23 protein-coding genes and 1 pseudogene are annotated in these 22,482 nt (G+C 72.2%); 7 read left to right on the top strand and 17 right to left on the bottom strand.

Going from position 1 to position 22,482, the window contains the following annotated elements:
- Positions 1–347: nitroreductase/quinone reductase family protein (locus C2L59_RS08475; RefSeq protein ID WP_103348955.1), on the top strand; the 347-nt coding region annotated here is incomplete at its 5' end.
- On the opposite strand, the gene C2L59_RS08470 is transcribed toward C2L59_RS08475, so the two are convergent.
- The 4 genes from C2L59_RS08470 to C2L59_RS08455 are packed head-to-tail and all read right to left on the bottom strand — an operon-like array spanning position 344 to position 4,519.
- Positions 344–2,458: a transglycosylase domain-containing protein gene (locus tag C2L59_RS08470; protein WP_158263029.1), complete on the bottom strand. Its 2,115-nt coding sequence runs from the start codon at positions 2,456–2,458 to the stop codon at positions 344–346. The genes C2L59_RS08475 and C2L59_RS08470 overlap by 4 nt on opposite strands.
- A 36-nt stretch (positions 2,459–2,494) precedes the next feature.
- The gene (locus C2L59_RS08465) at positions 2,495–3,316 is read right to left on the bottom strand and encodes an ABC transporter permease (RefSeq protein ID WP_103348948.1); all 822 of its coding nucleotides are present in this window, start codon (positions 3,314–3,316) and stop codon (positions 2,495–2,497) included.
- Positions 3,276–4,082, bottom strand: coding sequence for an ABC transporter ATP-binding protein (locus C2L59_RS08460; RefSeq protein ID WP_199198979.1), 807 nt, complete (start codon positions 4,080–4,082; stop codon positions 3,276–3,278). The genes C2L59_RS08465 and C2L59_RS08460 overlap by 41 nt, the downstream gene beginning before the upstream one ends.
- Positions 4,079–4,519, bottom strand: a complete 441-nt coding sequence (locus C2L59_RS08455; RefSeq protein WP_103348947.1) for a MarR family winged helix-turn-helix transcriptional regulator — start codon at positions 4,517–4,519, stop codon at positions 4,079–4,081. Before C2L59_RS08455 ends, C2L59_RS08460 begins: the two co-directional genes overlap by 4 nt.
- Before the next feature lie 835 nt (positions 4,520–5,354).
- Here C2L59_RS08455 and C2L59_RS08450 point away from each other — a divergent pair.
- The 3 genes from C2L59_RS08450 (at position 5,355) to C2L59_RS08440 (ending at position 7,098) form a co-directional block, all read left to right on the top strand.
- A complete protein-coding gene (locus tag C2L59_RS08450; protein ID WP_103348953.1) occupies positions 5,355–5,909 on the top strand; it encodes a hypothetical protein in 555 nt (184 codons plus the stop codon).
- Positions 5,910–5,994: 85 nt separating this feature from the next.
- Positions 5,995–6,402: a VOC family protein gene (locus tag C2L59_RS08445; protein ID WP_103348946.1), complete on the top strand. Its 408-nt coding sequence runs from the start codon at positions 5,995–5,997 to the stop codon at positions 6,400–6,402.
- A gap of 81 nt (positions 6,403–6,483) precedes the next feature.
- Positions 6,484–7,098, top strand: a complete 615-nt coding sequence (locus C2L59_RS08440; protein WP_103348945.1) for a hypothetical protein — start codon at positions 6,484–6,486, stop codon at positions 7,096–7,098.
- Here C2L59_RS08440 and C2L59_RS47830 read toward each other — a convergent pair.
- Complete coding sequence (locus tag C2L59_RS47830; RefSeq protein ID WP_199198978.1) at positions 7,017–7,646, bottom strand: hypothetical protein; 630 nt, start codon at positions 7,644–7,646, stop codon at positions 7,017–7,019. The two genes, C2L59_RS08440 and C2L59_RS47830, sit on opposite strands and share 82 nt — an antisense overlap.
- Before the next feature lie 66 nt (positions 7,647–7,712).
- On the opposite strand from C2L59_RS47830, the gene C2L59_RS47825 reads away from it, so the two are divergent.
- Positions 7,713–8,402, top strand: coding sequence for a GNAT family N-acetyltransferase (locus tag C2L59_RS47825; protein WP_199198977.1), 690 nt, complete (start codon positions 7,713–7,715; stop codon positions 8,400–8,402).
- Here C2L59_RS47825 and C2L59_RS08425 read toward each other — a convergent pair.
- The 6 genes and pseudogenes from C2L59_RS08425 to C2L59_RS08400 all read right to left on the bottom strand — a co-directional run bounded on the left by C2L59_RS08425 (position 8,399) and on the right by C2L59_RS08400 (position 15,472).
- Positions 8,399–8,646, bottom strand: a pseudogene (locus C2L59_RS08425) (hypothetical protein). The gene C2L59_RS47825 and the pseudogene C2L59_RS08425 sit on opposite strands and share 4 nt — an antisense overlap.
- A gap of 74 nt (positions 8,647–8,720) precedes the next feature.
- On the bottom strand, positions 8,721–9,998 hold the full coding sequence (locus C2L59_RS08420; RefSeq protein ID WP_103348942.1) for a sensor histidine kinase: 1,278 nt from the start codon (positions 9,996–9,998) through the stop codon (positions 8,721–8,723).
- Between the two features lie 275 nt (positions 9,999–10,273).
- A complete protein-coding gene (locus C2L59_RS08415) occupies positions 10,274–11,704 on the bottom strand; it encodes a carboxylesterase/lipase family protein (protein WP_103348941.1) in 1,431 nt (476 codons plus the stop codon).
- 198 nt (positions 11,705–11,902) lie between these two features.
- Positions 11,903–14,074 carry a xanthine dehydrogenase family protein molybdopterin-binding subunit gene (locus tag C2L59_RS08410; protein ID WP_103348940.1) on the bottom strand — a complete coding sequence of 724 codons (2,172 nt, stop codon included), beginning with the start codon at positions 14,072–14,074 and terminating at the stop codon, positions 11,903–11,905.
- Entirely contained in the window at positions 14,071–15,033 is a 963-nt protein-coding gene (locus C2L59_RS08405) for a xanthine dehydrogenase family protein subunit M (protein WP_103348939.1), read from the bottom strand. Before C2L59_RS08405 ends, C2L59_RS08410 begins: the two co-directional genes overlap by 4 nt.
- Positions 15,020–15,472: a (2Fe-2S)-binding protein gene (locus C2L59_RS08400; protein ID WP_103348938.1), complete on the bottom strand. Its 453-nt coding sequence runs from the start codon at positions 15,470–15,472 to the stop codon at positions 15,020–15,022. Before C2L59_RS08400 ends, C2L59_RS08405 begins: the two co-directional genes overlap by 14 nt.
- A gap of 195 nt (positions 15,473–15,667) precedes the next feature.
- On the opposite strand from C2L59_RS08400, the gene C2L59_RS08395 reads away from it, so the two are divergent.
- Positions 15,668–16,234, top strand: coding sequence for a TetR/AcrR family transcriptional regulator (locus C2L59_RS08395; protein WP_103348937.1), 567 nt, complete (start codon positions 15,668–15,670; stop codon positions 16,232–16,234).
- A gap of 185 nt (positions 16,235–16,419) precedes the next feature.
- On the opposite strand, the gene C2L59_RS08390 is transcribed toward C2L59_RS08395, so the two are convergent.
- The 3 genes from C2L59_RS08390 to C2L59_RS08375 all read right to left on the bottom strand — a co-directional run bounded on the left by C2L59_RS08390 (position 16,420) and on the right by C2L59_RS08375 (position 19,657).
- Complete coding sequence (locus C2L59_RS08390; protein WP_103348952.1) at positions 16,420–16,779, bottom strand: hypothetical protein; 360 nt, start codon at positions 16,777–16,779, stop codon at positions 16,420–16,422.
- A gap of 461 nt (positions 16,780–17,240) precedes the next feature.
- A complete protein-coding gene (locus tag C2L59_RS08380; RefSeq protein ID WP_103348936.1) occupies positions 17,241–18,734 on the bottom strand; it encodes a CoA-acylating methylmalonate-semialdehyde dehydrogenase in 1,494 nt (497 codons plus the stop codon).
- Positions 18,735–18,787: 53 nt separating this feature from the next.
- Entirely contained in the window at positions 18,788–19,657 is an 870-nt protein-coding gene (locus tag C2L59_RS08375; RefSeq protein WP_103348935.1) for an aldolase, read from the bottom strand.
- Between the two features lie 136 nt (positions 19,658–19,793).
- On the opposite strand from C2L59_RS08375, the gene C2L59_RS08370 reads away from it, so the two are divergent.
- Positions 19,794–20,570 carry a GntR family transcriptional regulator gene (locus tag C2L59_RS08370; protein ID WP_103348934.1) on the top strand — a complete coding sequence of 259 codons (777 nt, stop codon included), beginning with the start codon at positions 19,794–19,796 and terminating at the stop codon, positions 20,568–20,570.
- A 9-nt stretch (positions 20,571–20,579) separates the two neighbouring features.
- Here the strand turns inward: C2L59_RS08370 and C2L59_RS08365 are convergent, their stop codons facing one another.
- The 3 genes from C2L59_RS08365 to C2L59_RS08355 are packed head-to-tail and all read right to left on the bottom strand — an operon-like array spanning position 20,580 to position 22,478.
- The gene (locus tag C2L59_RS08365) at positions 20,580–20,765 is read right to left on the bottom strand and encodes a hypothetical protein (RefSeq protein ID WP_103348933.1); all 186 of its coding nucleotides are present in this window, start codon (positions 20,763–20,765) and stop codon (positions 20,580–20,582) included.
- Positions 20,753–21,325 carry a hypothetical protein gene (locus tag C2L59_RS08360; protein WP_103348932.1) on the bottom strand — a complete coding sequence of 191 codons (573 nt, stop codon included), beginning with the start codon at positions 21,323–21,325 and terminating at the stop codon, positions 20,753–20,755. Before C2L59_RS08360 ends, C2L59_RS08365 begins: the two co-directional genes overlap by 13 nt.
- Positions 21,326–21,338: 13 nt before the next feature.
- Positions 21,339–22,478, bottom strand: a complete 1,140-nt coding sequence (locus C2L59_RS08355) for a zinc-dependent alcohol dehydrogenase (protein WP_233223346.1) — start codon at positions 22,476–22,478, stop codon at positions 21,339–21,341.
- Between the last annotated feature and the right edge of the window lie 4 nt (positions 22,479–22,482).

Raw genomic sequence — 22,482 nt, 5'->3', positions numbered from 1 at the left:
GGCAGGTGGCCATGCCCGTACTCGAACTGACCACCACCGGCCGCAAGAGCGGGCAGCCGCGGACGGTGCTGCTGACCTCGCCGCACCAGGACGGCGAGACCTTCGTCGTGGTGGCTTCGCGCGGTGGGGACGACACCCACCCCGCGTGGTTCCTCAATTTGCGGGACAACCCCGACGTCGAGGTTTCCGTCAAGGGCGCGCCCAAGCAGCCGATGCGGGCCCGGGTCGCCGACGCCGGTGAACGCGCGCAGCTGTGGCCGAAGATCACCGCCGACTTCAAGAACTACGCGCAGTACCAGACGAAGACCGAGCGGGAGATCCCGCTCGTCTTCCTCGAACCGCGCTAGTCCCGGGCGGTCAGGTACGCCGGGTCCGCCGGCGGGATCGGCTGGTCCGGGACCCCCGCCAGCAGCCGGCTCATCGCGTGGAAGTACGGCGGTGCCGCGACCGTGCCGCCGAACGCGCCGTGACCGCAGTTGCCCAGGTGCACCGGGGTGCCCGGGCAGATCTCGCGTGGGTGGGATCCGTCGGCGAAGACCATCGACGACACCGCGTAGCCGTCGACCCCGCCGACGAACGCGACCGATTCGCTCTGCTGCGTCGTGCCCGTCTTGCCGATGTCGGGGCGGGTCCAGCCGGCCGCGTGGGCCGCTTCGGCCGACGTGCCGCTCGTGGTGTCCCTGCTCAGGCCCGCTTCCAGGGTGTTCGCGACGCCGGCCGGGATCACCTGCTCGCACGCCGGCTGCGGCACCGGCACCGCGGCCCCGTTCCGGTCGGTCACCGAAAGGACCGGATCCGGCGGGCACCAGACGCCGCCGCTCATCAGCGTCGCCGAGACGTTCGCCATCTCCAGCGGGCTCACCGGGCTGTTGCCGAGGGTGAACGACAGCAGGTTCTCGAAGTACTCCGACTGCGGCCGGCTGTACTGCGGGTTGCCGGACTTCGGGTCCGGCGCGTGGCCGGCGTCGTTGGTCGCGAGGGTGTTCCGCAGGCCCAGCTGGTACGCCATGTCGAGCACGGCGGGCAGCCCGACCTGGCTCTCGAGCCCGACGAACGCCACATTCGGCGACGTCGCCAGCCCGTCGGCGAGGGTGATCGGGTCCGCGTAGTGGCCGTCGTTGTGGACGGTGTAGCAGCCCGAATGCGGGTCCGGCACCGGGAAGCACTGGCTGTCCGGGTTGGCCAGCGGGGTGTCCAGGCCCGCCTTGCCGGTGACGAGCGCCGCGGCCGAGGTGAAGATCTTGAACGACGAGCCCGCGCCGAACTCGTTGCTCGCGTCGGCGACGATGTCGGTCGACGTCTCGCCCTGCGCCGGGTCCGTCCCGTAGTTGCGGTTGGCCACCATGGCCAGCACCTGGTGGCCGGCCCGGCCCGGCTGGACGACGGCGAAGGTGTTGGCCACGCCGTCCTGCGTGGTCGGCACGTTCGCGTCGACGGCGTCCTTCGTCACCTGCGAGACGTGCGGGTCGAGGGTCGTCTTGATCGTGTAGCCGCCGGTGGCCAGCTGGTCGGGGGTGAACCCCGCGTGCACGAGGTAGCTTTCCGCGTACGCGCAGAAGAACCCGGCGTCCGGCGCCGCGCCGAGGCACGTGCCGGACGGCGTGACCGGCCCGTTCGGCAGCAGCCCGAGCGGCGCCGCCTTCGCCGTGGCCGCGTACGAAGCCGGGATCGAGCCGTTGGTGACCATGTCGTCGATGACGAGGTTGCGGCGCTGCAGCGCCTTGTCCGGGTGCGCGTACGGGTTGTAGACGCTCGGGTTGTTCACCATTCCGGCGAGCAGCGCGGCCTGTGGCACGGTCAGTTTGTCCGCGGTCGTCCCGAAATACGCTTTTGCCGCCGCACTGACCCCGTACACGGTTCCGCTGAATTCCACCACGTTGAGGTAATCGGCGAGAATGTCGTCCTTGCTCTTCGTCTCGTTCAGCTGGACGGCCATTTTCGCCTCCCGCAGCTTGCGGGCGAGCGAGTCCTCGCGGTCGGCCTGCTGGGCCGCGGGGTCGTTCCGGTCGACGACGTTGATGAGGTGGTTCTTGACGTCCTGCTGGGTGATCGTCGACGCGCCCTGCAGCGCGCCGCCGGTGCTGTCGTTCACCGCCGCGCGGAGCATTCCCTGCAGGTCGACGCCGCCTTCGGTGTAGAACCGGCGGTCCTCGACCGCGATGATCGCGGCCTTCACCGTCGTCGCGATCCCGGCCGCGGCGACCGGGAGGCGGTACTGCGCGTAGAGCGTCGCGATCGGGGTGCCGTCGCGGTCGGTCACCGTCGTGACCAAGGGCGGGTCGGCTGCGGCCAGCTGCGCGGAAATGGCGTCCACGGAATCGCTGACCTGATTCGACAGCAGCCCCGCGCCGATGGTGGCGGGGGCCGCCGTCCCGGCCACCAGAATTCCGGCGAGCACACACAACCCGGCAAAAGGGACCACGTCCCGGCGACGTTTCACGGAATCGAGATTAGGCATCGGGCGATAAAGCTTCCGTTCGGTGAGACATGTGCCTCACCGGGCCAACCTCCCGAGCAGGGCCGAGGCGACCGAAACGGCCGCCACCGTCGCGACGGCCAGCACGGCGAAGTCGGTGCCGAGGTGCGCGGGGGTGCCGATCAGCAGCCCGCGCAGCGCGTCGACCTGGTAGCTCAGCGGGTTGACGTGGCTGAGCACCTTCAGCCACGGCGGCATCAGGTCCACCGGGTACAGCGCGTTCGAGCCGAAGAACAGCGGCATGGTGATCGCCTGCCCGATGCCCATCAGCCGTTCCCGCGACAGCACGACCCCGGCGATCACGATGGACAGGCAGCAGAAGAACGCCGAGCCGAGCACGAGGACGACGGCCATCGCAAGCAGCTTCAGCGGGTTCGCGGTCAGCCCGACGCCGAGGATCGCGGCCAGGATCAGCACCATCAGCGCCTGCACGAGCGCGCGGACGCCGGCGGCGAACGCCTTCCCCGCGACGAGGGCCGCGCGCGGGGTCGGCGTCACCAGCAGCTTGGCGAGCACGCCGGCGTCGCGTTCCCAGATGATCTGGATACCGTAGAAGATCGCGATGAACAACGCCGACTGCGCGAGGATGCCCGGCGCCAGGTAGTCGAGGTACGGGATCGAGCCGGTCGGGATCGCGCGCAGCCGGGTGAACGTCTCGCCGAAGATCAGCAGCCACAGCGCGGGCTGGATCGCCCGGGTGAGCAGCTCGGTCTGGTCGCGACGCAGTTTCTGCAGCTCCACCAGGCACATCGCGCCGACGCGGGCGGCGAGCACGCGCAGCCGGCGCAGCGGGCCGGGGTCAGCCGAGACGGCGGGCGGTACGGCGAGTGGCACGGACACCGCGGATCCCTCCTTCTTCGCTCGTCAGGCGGTCGCCGGTGACCGACCGGAACACGTCGTCCAAAGTGGACTCCGGGCCGAGGTCGGCCTCCAGCTCGGCGGGGGTGCCGAGCGCGCGGATCCGGCCGGCGTGCATCAGGGCGACGCGGTCGCAGTACTGTTCGGCTTCGTCCATGTAGTGGGTCGTGACGAGCACGGTCATGCCGGTCGCCTCGCGGATCGAGCCGATGCGGTCCCACACCGACGAGCGGGCGACCGGATCGAGCCCGATCGTCGGCTCGTCGAGGATGAGCAGCCGCGGCGAGCTGACCAGGGCCTGGGCCAGCTCGAGCCGGCGGATCATGCCACCGGAGTACGTCTTGGCCGTGCGGTCGGCGTCCTCGGCCAGCCCGACCAGGTCCAGCGCGAGCCGCACCTGCTCGCGACGCCCGGCGCGCGGCACGTCGAAGAGCCGCGCGAACAACGCGACGTTCTCCCGGCCGGTCAGCGCGCTGTCGGCGGACAGCTGCTGCGGCACGTACCCGATCAGCCGCCGCACGGCCATCCGCCGGCGGGCGACGTCGACCCCGAAGACGGTGATCCGGTCCGGCGCGGTGGGCAGCAGGGTGGTGATCATCCGGAGGGTGGTGGTCTTGCCGGCGCCGTTCGGGCCGAGCAGCCCGAACACCTCGCCGGAGCGGATTTCGAGGTCGACGCCGTCGACCGCACGGGTCGCGCCGAACGAGTGGCGCAGGCCGGTGCAGCACACCGCCGCGGCTTCGGTCACGGCTGCTCCTTCAGAATGCCCACGAGCTTTTCGAGCGACGGCAACGCCTGTTCGATCGCGACGATGTCCTCTTCGGACAGTCCGGCGAGAGCATCGGCGACGAGCCCGGTGCGAGCCCGGCGCCAGGCCGCCATCCGTTCGGCGGCCGCAGCGCTGACCTCCAGCCGGGCCGCCCGCCGGTCGGCGGGATCGGCCTCCCGGCGCAGCAGCCCGGCATCGACGAGCTGGTTGACCAGCGTGCTGACGGAGTTGTTCGCCAGATGCAACTCCCGCGCAGCGGCGGCAACGCCGATCCCAGGCCGGTCGGCCACGACGCGCAGGAGCTCGACCTGCGCACCGGGCAGCGGGGGTCCCGAGACGCTGGCGCGAACCCGGCGGCGCACCACCCGCCGAATACCCTGGACGGCCCCCATGAGCCGGTCGGCGAGTTCGGTCATGCACCCAAGCTAGCTCTGACTCAGATCTATTAGCAACGCTAAATGTCTGGTTGGAGACAATTGCCCGGAGGTCGCGACCTCGCAACAGAGGAGCGGGGTGGTCATCCCGTCGCCTGAGGCCGTCAAATCGCTTTGAGCCGGGCCCGCAACCCACAGCGCCAGTGAACAGGACAGCGCAAGCTTGCGGGCCCGGCTCAAAGTGATAGGCCTCAATCAGGCGACGGGATGACCACCCTGCGGCCCACCTCCTCAACGCGAGATGGCAGCGGGTCGGGATGGTCATCCCAGAGCCTGCCCGTCCGGCGAGGACATGTTTTTGCTTCTAAGCCTCGGCGGACCGCTTGGCTGCGGCAGAGACTTCTTGCCCCCGGAAAAGCCGGGTTCGACCTCCCCCGCCCCTCCGCTTGGATTTTCAGCCGGCGCTCNAAGGCGGGAAAGCGTGCCTTGACAAACCCGAGCGCCGGCTGAAGAGCAGCTGGGATGAGGGGCGGGGGAGGTCTGGTGACGTCCTCCTCGGCTCGCGCTGCCGCCACCCCTCCTCGAACCATCGCTGGCGACCATGCGCCAGACTTGGGGTGGGGGAGTCGCGGGAGCGCGTGATCGGGAACCGTTCGAAGGCGAAAGGGACACCGCTGATCGGTGGAACCTGACCGATTGTGACCGTTCGGCGGCGAAGTGCTGCCGTTCGCCGCGTGGTCGGGCGATTTGGGGCCGGAACTTCCCGTCCAGGCGCATGCTGTCCCTTCCGGCTCCGCGTCCCCGCGCCTGACGTCCAGTGTGGACATTGCCAGTGCGCCCGGCCCGGTGCCCTTCCCGACCGGAGATGGGAACGTTCGTGACCCTGCTGGACAGCAAGCTCGTCCGGTGCTGGACTTCGCGCCCGCACCTGCAGTCCCTCTACAGCCTCGCCGCGGCCGCGCCGCGGGTGCGCGCCGCGCTCGGGCTGGCGCCCACCGGTGGCGGCACCGTCGACTTCAAGGTTGACGGGGACGCGCTGGCCCGGACGCGGGCGGAGCTGATCGCCGCGACGTCGGCGCGGCTGCCGGTGCACCCGCTGGTTACGCAGGACCTGCAGGGCCGCTCGACTGTCCGGTGCTGGCGCCGCAACCGCGACCTGCGTGTGCTGACCGGGGACCTGGTGGACGTCGCGGACCGGCTGGCCAGGGCGGGGTACGGCGGCAGCTTGCGGTTCGCCACGGTCGAGTTCGCCGAGCCGGACGGACGCCGGGAGGGGAAGCTCGCGTTGGTGTACCTGTTCGACCGCGGGACCTTCCACACCGCGGCGCCGGGGAGCCGGCCGCTGGACCGGGCGCTGGAGCTGCGTGCCCGGGCCGCGTTGCACGGCGCGCTGCCGCTCGAACCGGTCGCGCACCGGCGGTTCGTGCTCTGACGGGGGCCACGTTGAAAATCCGCCGATTGGCGCAGCTCCGGGGCTCTGCGAGGATGCTGCTCACTTCCGATCGAAGGAGTTGGCCGTGGCTTCTCGCCTCAACCCGCACCTGAGCTTCCGCGCCGACGCGCGGCAGGCCATGGAGTTCTACAAGAGCGTCTTCGGCGGCACGCTGACCCTCAACACGTTCGGGGAATTCGGGTCACCCGAAGGAGCGGACGCGGACAAGGTCATGCACGCCCAGCTGGAGGCCGGGAACGGCTTCACGCTGATGGCGTCGGACACCCCCACCGGGATGGAGCACACCCCGGGCACGAACATCTCGGTGAGCCTGAGCGGGGACGACGCCGACGACCTGCGCGGCTACTGGGACAAGCTGAGCGACGGCGGCACCGTGTCGGTTCCGTTCGAAAAGCAGATGTGGGGCGACGAATTCGGTGCCTGCGTCGACAAGTTCGGCATCCCGTGGATGGTCAACGTCGTCCAGGGCTAGGCCCGGCCCGTTGCAGCCGGTGCCCTCGTCGGTGACGATGGAGGGACCGGCGTGGCGTGGCGCCGGGCCGAAGGAGGCCCGATGGCGGGTTTTCCCTGGACGTGTGCGCAGTGCGGCGCGGACAACGACGCCGCTGCCCGACGCTGCGGGACGTGCGCGAGCCTGGCTCCCGGCCGGGCCCGCGCGCGGGCGTTGTGGGTGCTGCTGACCCTGATGGTCGTCGCCGGCCTGGCCGTCGGCGGGGTCCTGCTGTTCGCCGGGCGCCCACGGCCCGTGCCGGCCGCGTCGGAGCCGTTCCCGCAGTACACGACGCCCGCGCTGCCGACCACCAAGACCGTCGTCACCACCGCGGACGCCGCCGTCCCGCCGGCCACGACGACGACGGCGGAGAAGCCGTGCCCGGGTGACGCCGCGCACTACCTGCCCGGCGGCCAGGGGACGGCGCTGCTCGTCGGCCAGACCGCGAAGTCGCTCATCACCATCTGCCGGACACCGGACGGCCGGATCTTCTACGACGGCCAGGCCCGCGGGCAGGCGGCCTCGGGCGACACCCACATCGTGCTGCCGGCCGAAGCCGACGGGGACGGGTTCGTCGCGGTGAACGGCGACTACCGCTACCGGGTCGGCGGCGGCAGGCTCGTCGTGTCGGCCGGATCCGACGTGCTTTCGGACGAAGAGCTGACCACGGTCGGCTGAGTGCCGTACAGCTCGTCCACCGGCTCCGCGTCGAAGCCGAGGTCGGCCCGCATCCGGGCGCGCATGACGCGGTAGCCGCGCTGGCCGGCGTCCCAGGCCGGCCGCAGCTTGGCGCTGTCGCCGCCGGGATCGAGCAGCATCGCCGCCAGCCGCATCCGGGGCAGCGTGGCGTCGCTGACCAGCCGCCGGACCGCCTCCGGCGCGTGCAGCACGACGGGCCCGAGTGCGTGCTGGGCCTCGCTGCGCACCTCACGCAATTCGGCGAGGTGGTGTTCGTCGAGGTCACCGCCCGCCTCGACGACCGCGCGGGCCTGGAACAGCACGCCGTCGAACGCTTCGAGCACCCCCATCAGCTGGGCGTAGGCGTCGGCCCGGGTCTCGTGCGTCCGGGCCTCGCGTTCGCGCTGCCACCGGCGTTCCTCGCGGGCCGCGTCCTCGGCCATCCGCCGGGTCTCGCGCCGTCCGGACAGGACCTGGGTCAGGATCACCCCGGCGAGGCCGAGCAGCGCGACGACGATCGGAATCCACACCGGGACCTGGGAACCCACGTGCGCACCCTACCCAGGATGTGGGAGTGGCGGCGGCCACCCGGCCGGTGTCCGCATGCTGGAGCCATGGCTTCTCCGCTGGACAACCCGACCTGGGCGTCACTGGCCGGTCCGCACGCGCACTTCGCCGAACGCCGCGGGCGCGTGCTGCGCTACCCGGAGGACGTCGCGCCGTTCCTGGCGCTGCCCGACGACCCCGGCGAGCAGGACTGGCGGGACGTTTCCGAGCTCGCCGGGCCGGGGGCGACCGTCGTGATCGCCGCGGCCACCGCGCGGCCGCCGTCCGGCTGGGAGGTGCTCGACGAGATCCCCGGCGTGCAGCTGGTCGACGAGGGGGTCGCGGCCGCGCCCGACCCGGAGGCCGTCCGGCTCGGCCCCGCGGACGTGCCCGAGATGCTGGACCTCGTCGAGCGGACGCGGCCCGGGCCGTTCCGGGAGCGGACCGTCGAGCTGGGCACGTACCTCGGCATCCGGCGCGGCGGCGCGCTCGTCGCGATGGCCGGCGAGCGGCTGCACCCGCCGGGGTACACCGAGATCAGCGCGGTCTGCACCGACCCGGCGTACCGCGGACAGGGCCTGGGGACGCGGCTGGTGCTCGCGGTGGCCGCGGGCATCCGCGAGCGCGGCGAGATCCCGATGATGCACGCCGCGGCGGGCAACACGTCCGCGATCCGGCTGTACCTCTCCCTCGGGTTCGCCCTGCGGTACCGGCCGGACTTCGTGGCGGTGCGCGTGCCGCTCGCGGTGGCGGTCTAGGCGCCGGTCGACGAGCCGGGGCGGACGATCATCAGCACCGTCACCGCCGCCCACAGCAGGTGAACATCCCGGTCAGCATGGCCAGCCGGCCGAGGACGTCCGCGGGGGGCGCCCGGTGCAGGAGGGTCGCCGCCTTGACGTCGTCGCGGCGGACGGCGGCGGGGAACATGCCGGCCGCCACGGCGACCGGGCCGACGGCGAGGATCGCCGCCAGGACGTGGACCGAGAGCAGGATTTTCGACACGCGGCGAAGCTACCGATCTTGACGGGCGCCGGGGAGTGGCAGGAATGCCAGGAACCGCCGGGATCCGGCCACGCTCAGCCCGGGACCCACATCGTGACGCGGGTGCCGCGGCCCGGCTGCGAGTCGACGGTGCCGTGCCCGCCGACCTCGGCCAGGCGCGCCACGATGGACTGGCTGATGCCGAAACCCGGCGGCCGGGCGCCGACGTCGAAGCCCTGCCCCTGGTCACGGGCCACCACCGCGATCCCGCCGTCGCGTTGCTCCACGCGCAGCACGACCTGCTTGGTCCCCGAGTGCTTCACGGTGTTGCGCAACGCTTCCCGGACCGCTTCGCACAGCGCGGTGCGCCGGTCCTGCGAGACCCGGTGGTCGTCGGCGAAGTCGGCGGCGACCAGCTGCGTGCGCAGGCCGTCGCGCGCCAGTTCGGTGGCGACGTCGGCGAGTTCGACCGCGAAGCCCCGCGTCGTCCCGGTCGGCACCGGCTCGGTGATGTGGCGGCGCAGCTCGGCCGCCTCCGCCTTGGCGACCGAACGCAGCTCCGACAGCCGCGTGGCGGCGTGGGCGTCGTCGCCCGGCGCCGAAATGGCCAGCGCTTCGAGCGTCTGCAGGACGCTGTCGTGCATGACCCGCCGGGTCCGGCGGCGTTCGGCCTCGCGCCCGCGCCGGAGTCCGATGTCGACGGCGAACCGCGTGCCGACGCCGAGCATGATGAGGATGGCGACGGCGAGCACGATCGCCACCGCCAGCGCCACCAGGCAGCCGATCGAGCGGGTCATGGCGAGCTGGTTGTCCAGTGGCAGGCCGCCGGCCAGGGTCAGCGCGGCCCGGAGCGGGACGGCGGCCGCGAACAGCCAGAGCGCCGCGGGCAGCCCGGACGTGCCCGCCCACATGGCGACCGAGCCGACCAGCCAGGTCCACGACACGTCGACGGCGAACGGCTGGATCGCGGCCGGGGCCGTCATCGCCACCACGAGGTTGAGGGCGACGCCGAGGGAGAGGTCCAGACCGAGGGCGCGGCCGGTGAGGCGGGCCCGCAGGCCGCCCGAACGCAGCACCCAGACCACCGCGGCGGTGTTGACCACGACGGCGAACACGGTGGCGCCCAGCACCGGCCCGAGCCCGAGCCCGCCGTTCGCGGCGGTGAACCCGATGAAGACCTTGACGAACGCCGCGGCCCGGTAGGCCAGCGGCACGGCAACCCAGTACCGCGAGGCACGGGCGAGCGTCGCGTCCCCGACGGCGGTGAGGTCGCCGTCGTCGGGCACGGGTTCGGCGGGTTCCGCGGGTGTCCCGCTGCGCAGCAACGTGCGGACGAACGCGCGCGGCGGTGCGGCAGAGCCCGCCTCGGGCATCGGTGGTCCCCATTCGTCCGGCCGTCCGGGCGGCCTGAGCCTGGCAGCGCGGCGGGGGCGGAGTCAACCGTCCCGGCGCGGAGCCAGCCCGCTGGAGCAAAGGGGGCGACCGGTTCGTGACCTGGTGATCGAACGGGCGTGCAGGTGCAGGTGAACCGGGATGTGCGGGACGGCGACGGGTGGGGGCAATCGCTTGCGGAGGGTGGGACGTGTCCGGTGCGGACGGTGGCGGCGAGGGGGTGGGCCGAGCCGCCGGGGTGGTCGCGGCCCGGCCGTCAGTACGCGTGGAACATCGTTTCCTCGCCCTCGTACTCCGCCCAGCCGGGCGCGCCCGTCGTGGCGAAACGGTGCCAGGCGCCGTTCAGGTCGAGGGCCAGCTCGCGCGGCGGGTTCTCGCCGAGCAGGCCGCGGGGGCCCGACACCGCTTCCAGGGCGTCGAACACGAACGGCAGCTCGAGCCCGTGGCACGCGCCGAGGCGGCCTTCGAGCAGGGGGGAGCCCCACTCGAACTCGTAGCGGAACGTCCGGCCGGTGTGGTTCTCGGCCAGGGTGCGGACGCCGTCGCGGAAGACCAGGTCGGTCAGGGCCTCGACGAGGACCTCGCCCGCCGTGCGGCCGGAGCCCAGGCCGTAGGCGTGCAGCACGCCGGCCGGGTCGGGGTGCGACACCGCCAGCGAGGCCACGGCCTGGTCGTCGGTCACCGCCTCCAGCGCGCCGGTCGGGACCAGGTAGAAGCGCATTTCCTCGCTGCAGCTGCCGGCGATCAGGTCGACGTCGCGGCCCGCGCCCGCCTTGATCGCCTTGCCCGGGTGGTGCGGCAGGACGTCGTCGCCGACCACCGGGAGGAACGGGCTCAGGCCGTAGCCGCGGTCGTAGCCCAGCGCGTCGCGCAGGTCGGGTGCGCCGCCCGGCCGCAGGACCGCGTCCTGCGCGTCGAGCAGCTGCTCGGTCGAGACCTTCCGGAACGCCTCCGCGGTCGCCTCCACTTTGAGCTCGTCCGCGACGACCTTGGCCAGCCGCCGGGCCTGGACGCCGTCGCGCACCATGTCGGGGTGTCCGCTTTGGACGATCGCGCGGTGGAAGAGCCCGGGCGAGAGCGGCGATCCGAGCAGGCAGGCGACGCTGACGGCGCCGGAAGCCGCGCCGAAGAGGGTGACGTTGGCGGGGTCGCCGCCGAACGCGGCGATGTTCTCCTGGACCCAGCGCAGGGCCGCGAGCTGGTCGCGCAGGCCGAGGTTGGTCGTGCCGCCGTCGAGCGGGAGGAACCCGTCGATGCCCAGCCGGTACTGCACGGTCACCAGCACCGCGCCCGCGCGGGCGAACGCCGTCCCGTCGTGGACCGTGGCCGAGCCGGCGCCGCCGATGAACCCGCCGCCGTGCACGAACACCAGCACCGGCAGCGAGGCGGCGCCCGGCTGCGGGGTCCAGACGTCCACCGTCAGGTACTCCGGCCCGGGCCGCCAGCCGGTGCCGGTCAGCGGCGTCAGGTCGAGCCCGGGCACGTCGTGCCGGCGTTGCGGGGCGGTCGGCCCGGGTCTCTGCGCGTCGCGGACGCCTTCCCACGGCGGCGCCGGGACGGGCTCGGCGAAGCGCAGTTCGCCGTCGGGCGCGGCGGCGTACGGGATGCCGCGGAAGCGGACGACGCCGGCGGGGGTGACCTGACCGCGGACCGCGCCGGACGTGGTGGGGACGACGGGGTCGGTCATGCGGAGGGTCCCTTCGTGGACTGTCGGGGGAAACGCCGTCAGCCTAGGACCGCGGGCGGGCCGCCGTCATGGGCGGACCGTCCCTCTCGTTGTCGCGGATGGATAACGGCGCCCGGACCGCATCGGCCGAACGGACGAAGGCACCGTGGATTTCCGTCGAACGCGCGGGCGGGGCGCCGCGGCGCCCCGCCCGCGGGCTCAGCCTTCGAGGAGGTCCTCGATGGTGATCGGGATGTGCCGCACCCGGATGCCGGTGGCGTTGTAGACGGCGTTGGCGACTGCGGCCGCCATGCCGACCGTGCCGATTTCGCCGAGTCCCCGCGCGCCGACCGCGTTGTGCAGCGTGTCGGGGTACTCCACGAACTCGACCTCGACCTCGGGGATGTCGGCGTTGACCGGGAGCAGGTAACTCGCGAAGTCGCCGTTGGCGAGCCGGCCGCTGGCCTCGATCTCCAGGCCCTCGTGCAGCGCCGCCGACACGCCCCAGATCATGCCGCCCATCAGCTGGCTGCGCGCGGCCTTGTCGTTGATGATCCGGCCCGCGTCGAACACCCCGAGCATCCGCGACACCCGCGCCTCGCGGGTCCACTTGTGCACCCGCACCTCGCAGAACTGGGCGCCCCACGAGCTGAACGAGTGCTTGGTCAGCTCCTCGCCGGGCGCGGACGAACCGGTCACCTCCAGCGACTCGCGGCCCAGCTCGCGCAGCAGCTCGCCGAAGGTCATGGTCCGCCCGTCGGCGAAGACGCGGCCGTCGGCGTAGGTGACTTCGGCGCCTTCGAACGGCGCGCCGGGGTCGGCCGCGAGCGCCACCAGCTCGTCGATCGCCTTGGTGGCGGCGATCATGATGGCCGTGCCCGCGCTCGCCGTCGCCGTCGAGCCGCCGGAAAGGCCGCCCGGCGGGTACGCCGAGTTGCCGAGCTTCGGCGTGATCCGCTCGGCCGGGATGTCCAGCGACTCCGCGCCCACCAGCGAAAGCACGGTGAGCAGGCCGGTGCCGGGGTCCGCGCCGCTGGTCGCGACGACGGCGGTGTCGTCGGCGTTGAGCGTGATGCCGACGGTGGCCGGGAACCGCAGGGCGGGGAACATGGCGGTCGCCACGCCCGTGCCGACGAGCCAGTCGCCGTCGGTGCGCGTGCCGGCCGGGCGGTGGGCCCAGCCGAACCGCCGCGCGCCGACGCGGAAGCACTCGTCGAGGTGCTTGCTCGCCCACTGCAGGTCCTTGCCGGGCGGGGCGATCGAGTTGTTCTTGATCCGCAGTTCGACCGGGTCCATCCCGAGCGCGACCGCCAGCTCGTCCATCGCGCTCTCCAGCGCGAACGAGCCGGGCGCCTCGCCGGGCGCCCGCATGAACGTGGTCGGCGGGACGTTCAGCGGCACGATTTTCTGGCTGATGGCCAGGTTCCGCGTCGTGTACCACTCCCGCGAAGTGCCGTGGGACGTCGGTTCGACGAACGACCGCGCGGAGTCCGTGCTGCACCACGAGTCGTGCCGGAGGGCGACGAGCGAGCCGTCCCGTTCGGCGCCGAGCGTCATCTTCTGCACGGTCGCGGCCCGGCCGGCGGTCGCGGTGAACACCTGCTCCCGGGCGAGCGCGGCCTTCACCGGGCGGCCGAGGTCGCGGGCCGCCGCCGCGGCCAGGAACAACGGCGTGGACACCATCGCCTTGCCGCCGAACGCGCCGCCGACGAACGGGTTCACCGCGTGGACGGCTTCCGCCGGCAGGTCCAGGGCCGTGGCCAGGTACTCCGCCTGCAGGTTCGAAGCCTGGTTTCCGCTGTAGACGGTCAGCTCGCCGCCGTCCCACACCGCGACCGCGGAGTGCGGTTCCATCGCGGCGTGGTTCTGGGTCGCGGTGGAGTACGTCGCTTCGACGACCACCGGGCTCGCGGCCAGCGCCTCGTCGAAGGTCTCGACGCCGTCTTCGAGGACCTCCAGCGTCGGCGGGGCGCCGTCGCGGGCCGGCGGCGCGTCTTCGGCGTCCGCCAGGCCTTCGGCCAGCGATGTCCGCGCCGGGAGCGGGCGGTAGCCGACCTTCACCAGCGCCGCCGCGTCGCGGGCCTGCTCGAAGGTCTCCGCGACGACGAAGCCGATCGGCTGGCCGTAGTAGGTGACTTTCTTGTCCTGCAACGGAACCCAGGCCTCGCCGAACATCGTGGTCGGCGTGCGCAGGGGCAGCGGGTCGAACGGCGAGTACACGCCGAGCACACCCGGTGCGGCCCGCACCGCGGTGAAGTCCATGGCTTCGATCTCGCCGTGGGCGATCGTGCTGAGCACGACGTAGCCGTAGGCCATGCCGGCGAAGTTGTGGTCGGCGCCGTACTTGGCCTGGCCGGTGACCTTCAGCGGCGCGTCCAGCCGGGTGATCATCGGGAGCTCCCCTCGGTCAGTTCGAGCAGCGCTCGGACGATGGTCCGCTGCAGCAGCGGCACCTTGAACCCGTTCTCGGACAGCGGCTGCGCGCCGTCGGCCGCCACGGCGGCGGCCGTTTCGAAGCTCGCCTGGGTCGCCGGGGCACCGCGCAGGGCGGCTTCGACGCCGGTCAGCCGCCACGGCACCGTCCCGACACCGCCGGCCGCGATCCGGGCGTCGGCGACGACGCCGTCCCGGACGTCCAGGGCGACGGCGGCGGAGCACAGCGCGAACTCGTAGGACTGCCGGTCGCGCACCTTGACGTAGGTGGAGTTCGCCGCCCAGTCCAGCCGCGGCACGAGCACCTCGGTGATCAGTTCGCCGAGGCGCAGGTCGTTCTCCACGGCGGGGGTGTCGCCGGGCAGCCGGTAGAAGTCGCGGAGGGCGACCTCGCGGCTGCCGGTGCTGTCCGTCAGCCGCAGGCGCGCGTCGAGCGCGACCAGGGCGACGGCGACGTCACTGGCGTGCGTGGCCACGCACGCCTCGCTGGTGCCGAGGATCGCGTGCATCCGGTTGGCGCCGGTGATCGCGGAGCAGCCGCTGCCGGGCTCGCGCTTGGTGCACGGCATCGTGGTGTCGCGGAAGTACGAGCAGCGCGTGCGCTGCAGCAGGTTCCCGCCGATGCTGGCCATGTTCCGCAGCTGCTGGGACGCGCTCAGCAGCAAGGCCCGCGAGATCGCGGGGTAGACGCCGGGGTGCGCGGCGATGGCGCCCATCCGCTCGAGCGCGCCGAACCGCAGCCCGTCGGACGTGTCGATGCCGCGCAACGGCACCTCGTTGATGTCCACGACGTGCTGCGGCGTCAGGACGTCGAGCTTCATCAGATCGACCAGGGTCGTCCCGCCGGCGAGGAAGGTGCCGGGCGTGGAGACCGCCGCTTCGACGGTGGTGGGTGCGGTCAGCTCAAAGGGTCGCATCGGCCCGCCTCGCCTGCTCGACCGCCTTGACGATGTTCGGGTAGGCCGCGCACCGGCAGAGGTTGCCGGACATGAACTCCCGCACGTCCTCGACGTCCTGCTCGACGGCGGCGACCGCCGACATGATCTGCCCGGCGGTGCAGAACCCGCACTGCAGGGCGTCCTGGTCGACGAACGCCTGCTGCACCGGGTGCAAACCGTCCTCAGTGGACAGTCCTTCGACGGTCGTCACCGGCTGCTTGACGGTGGCGGCGAGGGTGAGGCACGAGAGCACCGGCTTGCCGCCGACGTGCACCGTGCAGGCGCCGCACTGCCCGCGGTCGCAGCCCTTCTTCGGGCCGGTGACGGCGAGGCGCTCGCGCAGCGCGTCCAGGAGGGTGACGCCGGGATCGACGTCCAGGTGTTCGGTTCTGCCGTTCACTTCGAGTGAGATGTCCACTGGTCTCTTTCCGCGGAGCCGGGCGGTCAGCCCGACGGTGTGGTGGGGCGGTGAAGGCGGGAGCGGATAGTCATCCGCTTCACTCGGTCGCGAGGCTAGCGGATTACAATCCGCTTCGCAACGAACCGGCTTCGCTGGAGTTGCTCCAGGTCTCGGCTAGATTCAGCGGGACGCCCACGACGACCGGGAGGGACGATGACGACGGGATCGGTCAGTCCCCGCCGCGCGGACACCCGGCGCAACCACGAGCGCATCCTCGTCGCGGCGGCGGCCTCGCTGGCCGAGACGGGCGAGGTGTCGTTCAACGCGATCGCCAAGCAGGCCGAGGTCGGCGTCGGCACGGTTTACCGGCACTTCGCGAACCCGGAGGCGCTGATCCTGGCGGTCTACCGGCGCGAGGTCCGGCAGATCGTGGACGTCGTGCCGGTGCTGCTCGGGAAGCACCCGCCGGACGAGGCGTTCCGGATGTGGGTGACCGACCACCTCGCGCATTACATGATGACGAAGAAGGGCTTGGCCGACGCGCTGCGGACCGCGACGGCGTTCCGCGGCGAGCTGCCGGTCGACGCCTTCGAGGACATGCTCGGCGCGGTGGCGAAGATGCTCGAAGCCAACGTGGCGGCCGGGACGGTCCGCCCGGGCCTGGACCCGGTGCTGGTGATGCGCGGCCTGGGCGGCTTGCTGTGGCTGGACCCGAACGGCGACTGGCGGCACGACGCGGCGAGCCTCGCCGACCTGCTCTGGCACGGGATGGCCGCGTAGCCCGGCCGGGGCGTGCGGTTTCTGGTGGAGGCAGCTCGGGCCGGCCGCTGCCGCTGCCGCTGCCGCTGCCGCTGCCGCTGCCGCTGCCGCGCGATCGTCCGCACCTCGGGGTTCGAGCCGCCTGCGGTGCGGGCGGCGATCAGTCATGCCGGACTCGCCCAGGTTGGCTCATTTCTCGGCGGTCTTCAGGCTTGCTCGCCCAGGTGGACGGTCACGGTGACCCGGCCCTTCGCGTCGCGGTGGGCGACGGCGTGGCCGGTGCGGTCCGTGTCGTCGAGTTCGAGGGTGAGCGGGGCTCCTTCGCCGGTGAAGTTGCGCCACCACGACTTCGCGTCGGGGAGGCGGACGCCGATCGTGACGACGTCGCCCGTCCGCCGGTAGCCGACGGGGGTGCTGAACGTGCGGCCCGACCGGCGGCCCGTGTAGGTGACCTGGGTCAGGTGCCGGCGGACCAGGCGTCCCCAGCGCGGTGACGTCCGGAGCGCGCCGACGCAGGTGTTGACGCGGTCGACGGTGTTCTTCGGGAGCGGGCCTCGGTACCCCATGGGCGGTCTCCTTCGGTGGTCTGCGTCCACCGTACCGGAAACCGGAGGAAGGTGTTCCGGTTGCGGGGAGGGCTGGGTGGCGCCCGTGGCCCGGCCGGCGAACTCGGCGTGGGAGCCGGCCTTGCGGAGCTGGCCCAGCAGGTACTCGATCGCGTTCGGCCCCGGCAACGCCTGCCGGACTTCCCGCATGGCCGCGAGTTCGCGCGGGGTGGAGCAGTTCTTCGCGCCGGGTGCCGGATGCGGCCACCTCGACCGTCGCGAGGACGCGGCGCTCGGCGGTTTTGCGGTCCAAGTTCGAGTTCGGCGTTGCCGGTGCTCTTCAGTTCCTCGAAGAACACCGAGTTGGCCACGGAACCCGTCCTTGGACGGTCGAAAGGGGGATGCGGGGCAGCAGCCGCCGGTTCGGGCTGCACCGGGAACCGGTCGGCGAACCGGGGCGGCAGCCGCACCGAGCTGGCGAGTCAGCTGGAGGTGGGGAAGGTGAACGCCGCCGCCGACGTGGTGGTGTGGGGCCAGCGGGTGGTGACCACCTTTGCCCGGGTGTAGAAGCGGACGCCCGCCGGTCCGTGGATGGGGCTGTCGCCGATGAGGGAGTCCTTCCAGCCGCCGAAGGAGTAGTACGACATCGGGACCGGGATCGGTACGTTGACGCCGATCATGCCGACCTTGACCTCGCGCTGGAACCTGCGGGCCGCCTCGCCGCTGCTGGTGAAGATCGCCGTGCCGTTGCCGTAGGGGTTGGCGTTGATGACCGCGATCGCCTCGTCGATCGTTTCGGTGCGGACGATCGACAGGACCGGGCCGAAGATCTCCTCGCGGTAGGCGTCCATCTCCGGGGTGACGTGGTCCAGGAGGGACGGACCGACGAAGAAGCCTTCCTCGTGGCCTTCTACCTTCAGGCCGCGGCCGTCGACCACGACCGTCGCGCCCTGGTCCGCGCCGCGGGCGATGGAGTTTTCCACGCGCTCGCGGGCGGCCTCGGTGACGACCGGCCCCATGTCGCTGGCCGGGTCGGTGCCGGGGCCGACGTGCACTTCGCGGGTCTTGCGCTCGAGGATTTCGACCAGCCTGTCGCCGGCCGCCCCGACGGCCACGCCGACCGAGATCGCCATGCAGCGCTGGCCGGCCGAGCCGAACGCGGCGGCGGTGAGGTGGTCGGCGGCGTACTCGAGGTCGGCGTCGGGCAGCACGACCGCGTGGTTCTTCGCGCCGCCGAGGGCCTGGACGCGCTTGCCGGTGGCGGTGCCGCGTTCGTGTACGTACCTGGCGATCGGGGTCGAGCCGACGAACGACACCGCCGCGACGTCCGGGTGGTCCAGCAGGGCGTCGACCGCCACCTTGTCCCCGTGCACGACGTTGAAGACGCCGTCGGGCAAGCCGGCCTCGGCGTAGAGCCGGGCGACGAAGTTCGACGCCGACGGGTCGCGCTCGCTCGGCTTGAGGACGAACGTGTTGCCGGTCGCGATGGCGATCGGGTGCATCCAGAGCGGCACCATGATCGGGAAGTTGAACGGCGTGATCCCGGCGACCACGCCCAGGGGCTGCCGGAAGTCGTGCACGTCGACGTCCCGGGAGACCTGGTCGGAGAAGCTGCCCTTGAGCGCGTCGGCGATGCCGCACGCGTACTCGACGACCTCGCGGCCGCGGACGATCTCGCCGCGGGCGTCCTCGATCACCTTGCCGTGCTCGGCCGAGATGATCCGGGCCAGCTCGTCCTCGTGCCGCACCAGCAGCTCGCGGACGGCGAACAGCACCTTCGTGCGCTGGGACAGGGACGAGTCGCCCCACGACTCGAAAGCCTTGTTCGCGGCCGCGACCGCGGTGTCCACATCGGACCGCTCGGCCAGCAGGACCGCGGCCTGCGGCCGGCCGGTGGCCGGGTCGAAGACCGGGGCCGTGCGGGTCGAACCCGCCGGGGTGGCGGTGCCGTCGATCCAGTGCTCGATGGTGTTCACGGGTGCTCCTCCGGGTAGCGGTGGCGGCGCAGGGTCGGCCGCCCGGTGCGGGTTCACAGCAGCCCCACCGCGGTGTCGACGGCCTTGGCGACGTCCCCGTCGTGCGGGTAGAGCAGGGACCGGCCGACCACCAGGCCCTGCACGGTCGGCAGGGCCAGCGCCCGCTGCCAGGCCGCGAAGGCGGCGTCCGCGTCCTTCACCTCGCCGCCGAGCAGGACCGCGGGCAGCGTCGAGGACGCCAGGACGCGCGCCATCTCGTCGACCACCGGCAGCTTCAGCCAGGTGTAGGCCGAGGAGTGGCCGAGGCCGGCGGCGATCGTGATCGACCGGATCACGGCGTCGGGGGAGAGATCGTTCGTGAGGCGCCCGCCGGCCCACGTGGACAGGAACGGCTCGACCAGCGCGATCAGCTTGCGGCCGGCCAGTGCGTTGACCGCCTTCGCGGTGTTCTCCAGGACGCCCGGGGTGGCGGGGTCCTCCAGGCAGATCCTGGTCAGCATCTTGCCGCCGTCGAACCGCAGCCGCTCGATCGCTTCCGCGTCGTGGCCGGCGAAGCGGTCGTCGATCTCGAAGCTCGACCCGACCAGCCCGGTGCGGTTCATCGACCCGAGCACCGTCTTGCCGTCCAGCACGCCGAGCAGCAGCAGGTCGTCGAGGACGTCCGCGGTCGCCAGGACGCCGGTCACCCCCGGCCGTTCCAGCGCGAGGCACAGCCGTTCGAGCAGCTCGCCGCGGTCGGCCATCGCCGAGGGATTGCCGCCCACCGCGGTGGCGCCGCGGGCGGGGTGGTCGGCCGCGATGATCATCGTGCGGCCCTTGTCGTTGAAGGGCGACTTCGCCCGCACCCGGTTCGCGGCCGCCTCGGCGATCGCCTCCGGCTCGTGCACGCGCCGGGCGACGATGCGCCGCAGCATGTCGGTCACGGTTCCCCTCCCCGTTCGCGTAGTACCCGGCCTTCGGGTCGATCCGCCTCCGACGATTCCAGTGGCCGCCGTCTTTGTCAAGACATATGGACAACAGGTCATTGCTACCTGGCCGGGACGACGGTAGGCTCCGGGGATGAGCAAGGTGGACGTCGCCTTCGGATCCTGGGATCCGGGCCGCGAAATCGTCCTGGACCCGGGCAATCCGGAACCGCTGTACTCCCAGGTGTCCCGGCAGCTGCACGCCGCGATCGAGGACGGCCGGCTGCCGGCGGGCACCCGGCTGGGCAACGAGGTGGACCTGGCGGCGAGCCTGCGGCTGTCGCGCCCGACGATCCGGCAGGCGATCCAGCTGCTGGTCAACCAGGGCCTGCTGGTCCGGCGGCGCGGGGTCGGCACGCAGGTCGTCCGCACGAAAGTGGCCCGGCCGCTGCGGCTGAGCAGCCTGTTCGACGACCTCGCCGGGCTGGGTAGCAGGCCGGAGTCGGCGGTGCTGGTCAACCGCGTCGAAGACGCCGGCGCCGAGGCGGCCGGGCTGCTGGAAGCACCCGGGCTGACGCGCGTGCGGCGGCTGAAGCGGCTCCGGTCGGCCGACGGCGAGCCGCTGGCCCTGATGAACAACTACCTGCCCGACGACGTGCTCGCCCCGGGCGACGACGACCTCCGCGAGCGCGGCCTCTACCAGCTCCTGCGCTCGGCGGGGGTGCGGCTGCACGCGGCCGAGCAGCACATCGGCGCCCGGCTCGCGACCGAGGAGGACGCGGAGCTGCTCCACGAGGAGCCCGGAGCGGCGCTGCTCACGATGCAGCGCACGACCTACGACGACGCCGGTCGCGTGGTCGAGTACGGCTGGCACGTCTACCGCGCGTCCCGCTACACGTTCAACCTTTCGCTGACCAACGGGCCTCAGTAGGCGCCCGGCTCACCCGGGGCCGGCCCCGGAAACCCGCAGGTCGCTCGCGGTGAGCTTGCCGTCGACGGCGACGCCGTGCGCGGTCCCCGGCGGGCTCGCCCGCCGGGGATGGGCCGGGGCGCACGCCGCGCCGGTCAGGACGACAAGCCCGGCGGTCACCGCCGCGAGCCCGCGCCGGATCCTCAGCGCCGCCACCGCAGCACCTTCCGGACCGCCGAGTACGCCAGCCCGGCCGCGAGCACCCAGGGACCCGCGACGATGACCGGGTCCAGCAGGTGGTGCTTGACGTCCGCGCGCTTCCGGCCCACCCGCGAGGAAAGCCCGTGCCGGGTGAACTCGCTCAGCACACCGGTCTCGGTGACCGGGTTGTCCGGGCGGAGCGTGGCGAACGAGCGCAGGTGGCTCTCCCAGGCGTCCACCCGGTCCGCGGCCAGCAGGAGCAGCCAGTGCGCGGCCCGGCCTTCGCTGTACTTCCGGTAGGAGAACCGGCGTAACGCACCGGAAACGCCCTGCGGCGGGCACGAAGTCCCGAAGACCGGGGTCAGGAACGCGTGCTCGATCGAGCGTTCCCGCGGCTGCTTCTCGGGCTGCCGTTCGGGGAACTCCCAGTGGGCGCCGCTCCGGTCGTCCTGCCACTGCAGCTTCGGCACCGACGGCCGGTCCTTCGGGTCGAGGTCCACCCCCCAGCCCGGGATCCGGGCCCGCAGGCTGTCCCTCGATTCGGCGATCGGCGGCCGTTCCGACGTGTAGGTCATGATCGCTCCTTGGTCAGCCGGCATCCGGGACGATGAGCGGCTTGATGCAGCCGTCCAGCTTGGCGGAAAAGATGTGGTAGCCCTCGGCGATGTGCTCCAGGGGGATGCGGTGGGTGACGATGTCGCTCGGCTTGAGGTAGCCGTTGCGGACGTGCTCGAACAGCCGCGGCCACTGCCGTTTCACCGGACACTGGTTCATCCGCAGGGTGAGGCCCTTGTTGAGGGCGTCGCCGAACTTGACGGCGCTGAACATCGGGCCGTAGGCGCCCATCACCGAGACCGTGCCGCCCTTGCGCACGCCGTCGATGCACCAGTTGAGCGCGACCGGCGAGCCACCCTGCAGCTTCAGCTTGGCCGCGGTGAGGTGCTGGGTGAGGTTGCCGTCGGCCTCCGCGCCCACGGCGTCGATCGCGACGTCGGCGCCGAGGTGGTCGGTCAGCTTCTTCAGGTGCACGACGATGTCGTCGTACTCGGTGAAGTTGTACGTCTCGGCGTGGGCGAAGGTGCGCGCCTTTTCCAGGCGGTCTTCGAGGTGGTCGATGACGATGACCCGGCCGGCGCCCATCAGCCACGCCGACTTCGCCGCGAACAGGCCCACCGGCCCGGCGCCGAACACCACGACGACGTCCCCTTCGACGATCTCGCCGAGCTGGGCGCCGAAGTAGCCGGTGGCGAGCGCGTCGGTGAGCAGGACGGCGTCTTCGTCGTCCAGCCAGTCCGGGATGATCGCCGGCCCGACGTCGGCGAACGGCACGCGCACGAACTCGGCCTGCCCGCCGTCGTAGCCGCCGCAGGTGTGGGAGTAGCCGTAGATGCCGCCGACGGCGGTGGCGTTCGGGTTCACGTTGTGGCAGTTGGAGTACAGCCCCCGCGCGCAGAACCAGCACGTGCCGCAGAAGACGTTGAAGGGCACCATGACCCGGTCGCCGCGCTTGAGGTTCCGCACGCCGGACCCGACTTCTTCGACGACACCGATGAACTCGTGCCCGAACGTCGTGCCGACGCGCGTGTCCGGCATCATGCCGTGGTAGAGGTGCAGGTCCGAACCGCAGATCGCGGCCAGCGTGACCCGGACGATCGCGTCACCGGGGTGTTCGATCGCGGGGACGTCCTTCTCTTCGACACGGATCTTGTACGGCCCGCGGTACACCATTGCG

The organism is Amycolatopsis sp. CA-128772, from assembly GCF_002904295.1.
GTDB lineage: Bacteria > Actinomycetota > Actinomycetes > Mycobacteriales > Pseudonocardiaceae > Amycolatopsis.
This window is presented reverse-complemented; position numbering and strand designations above follow the sequence as displayed.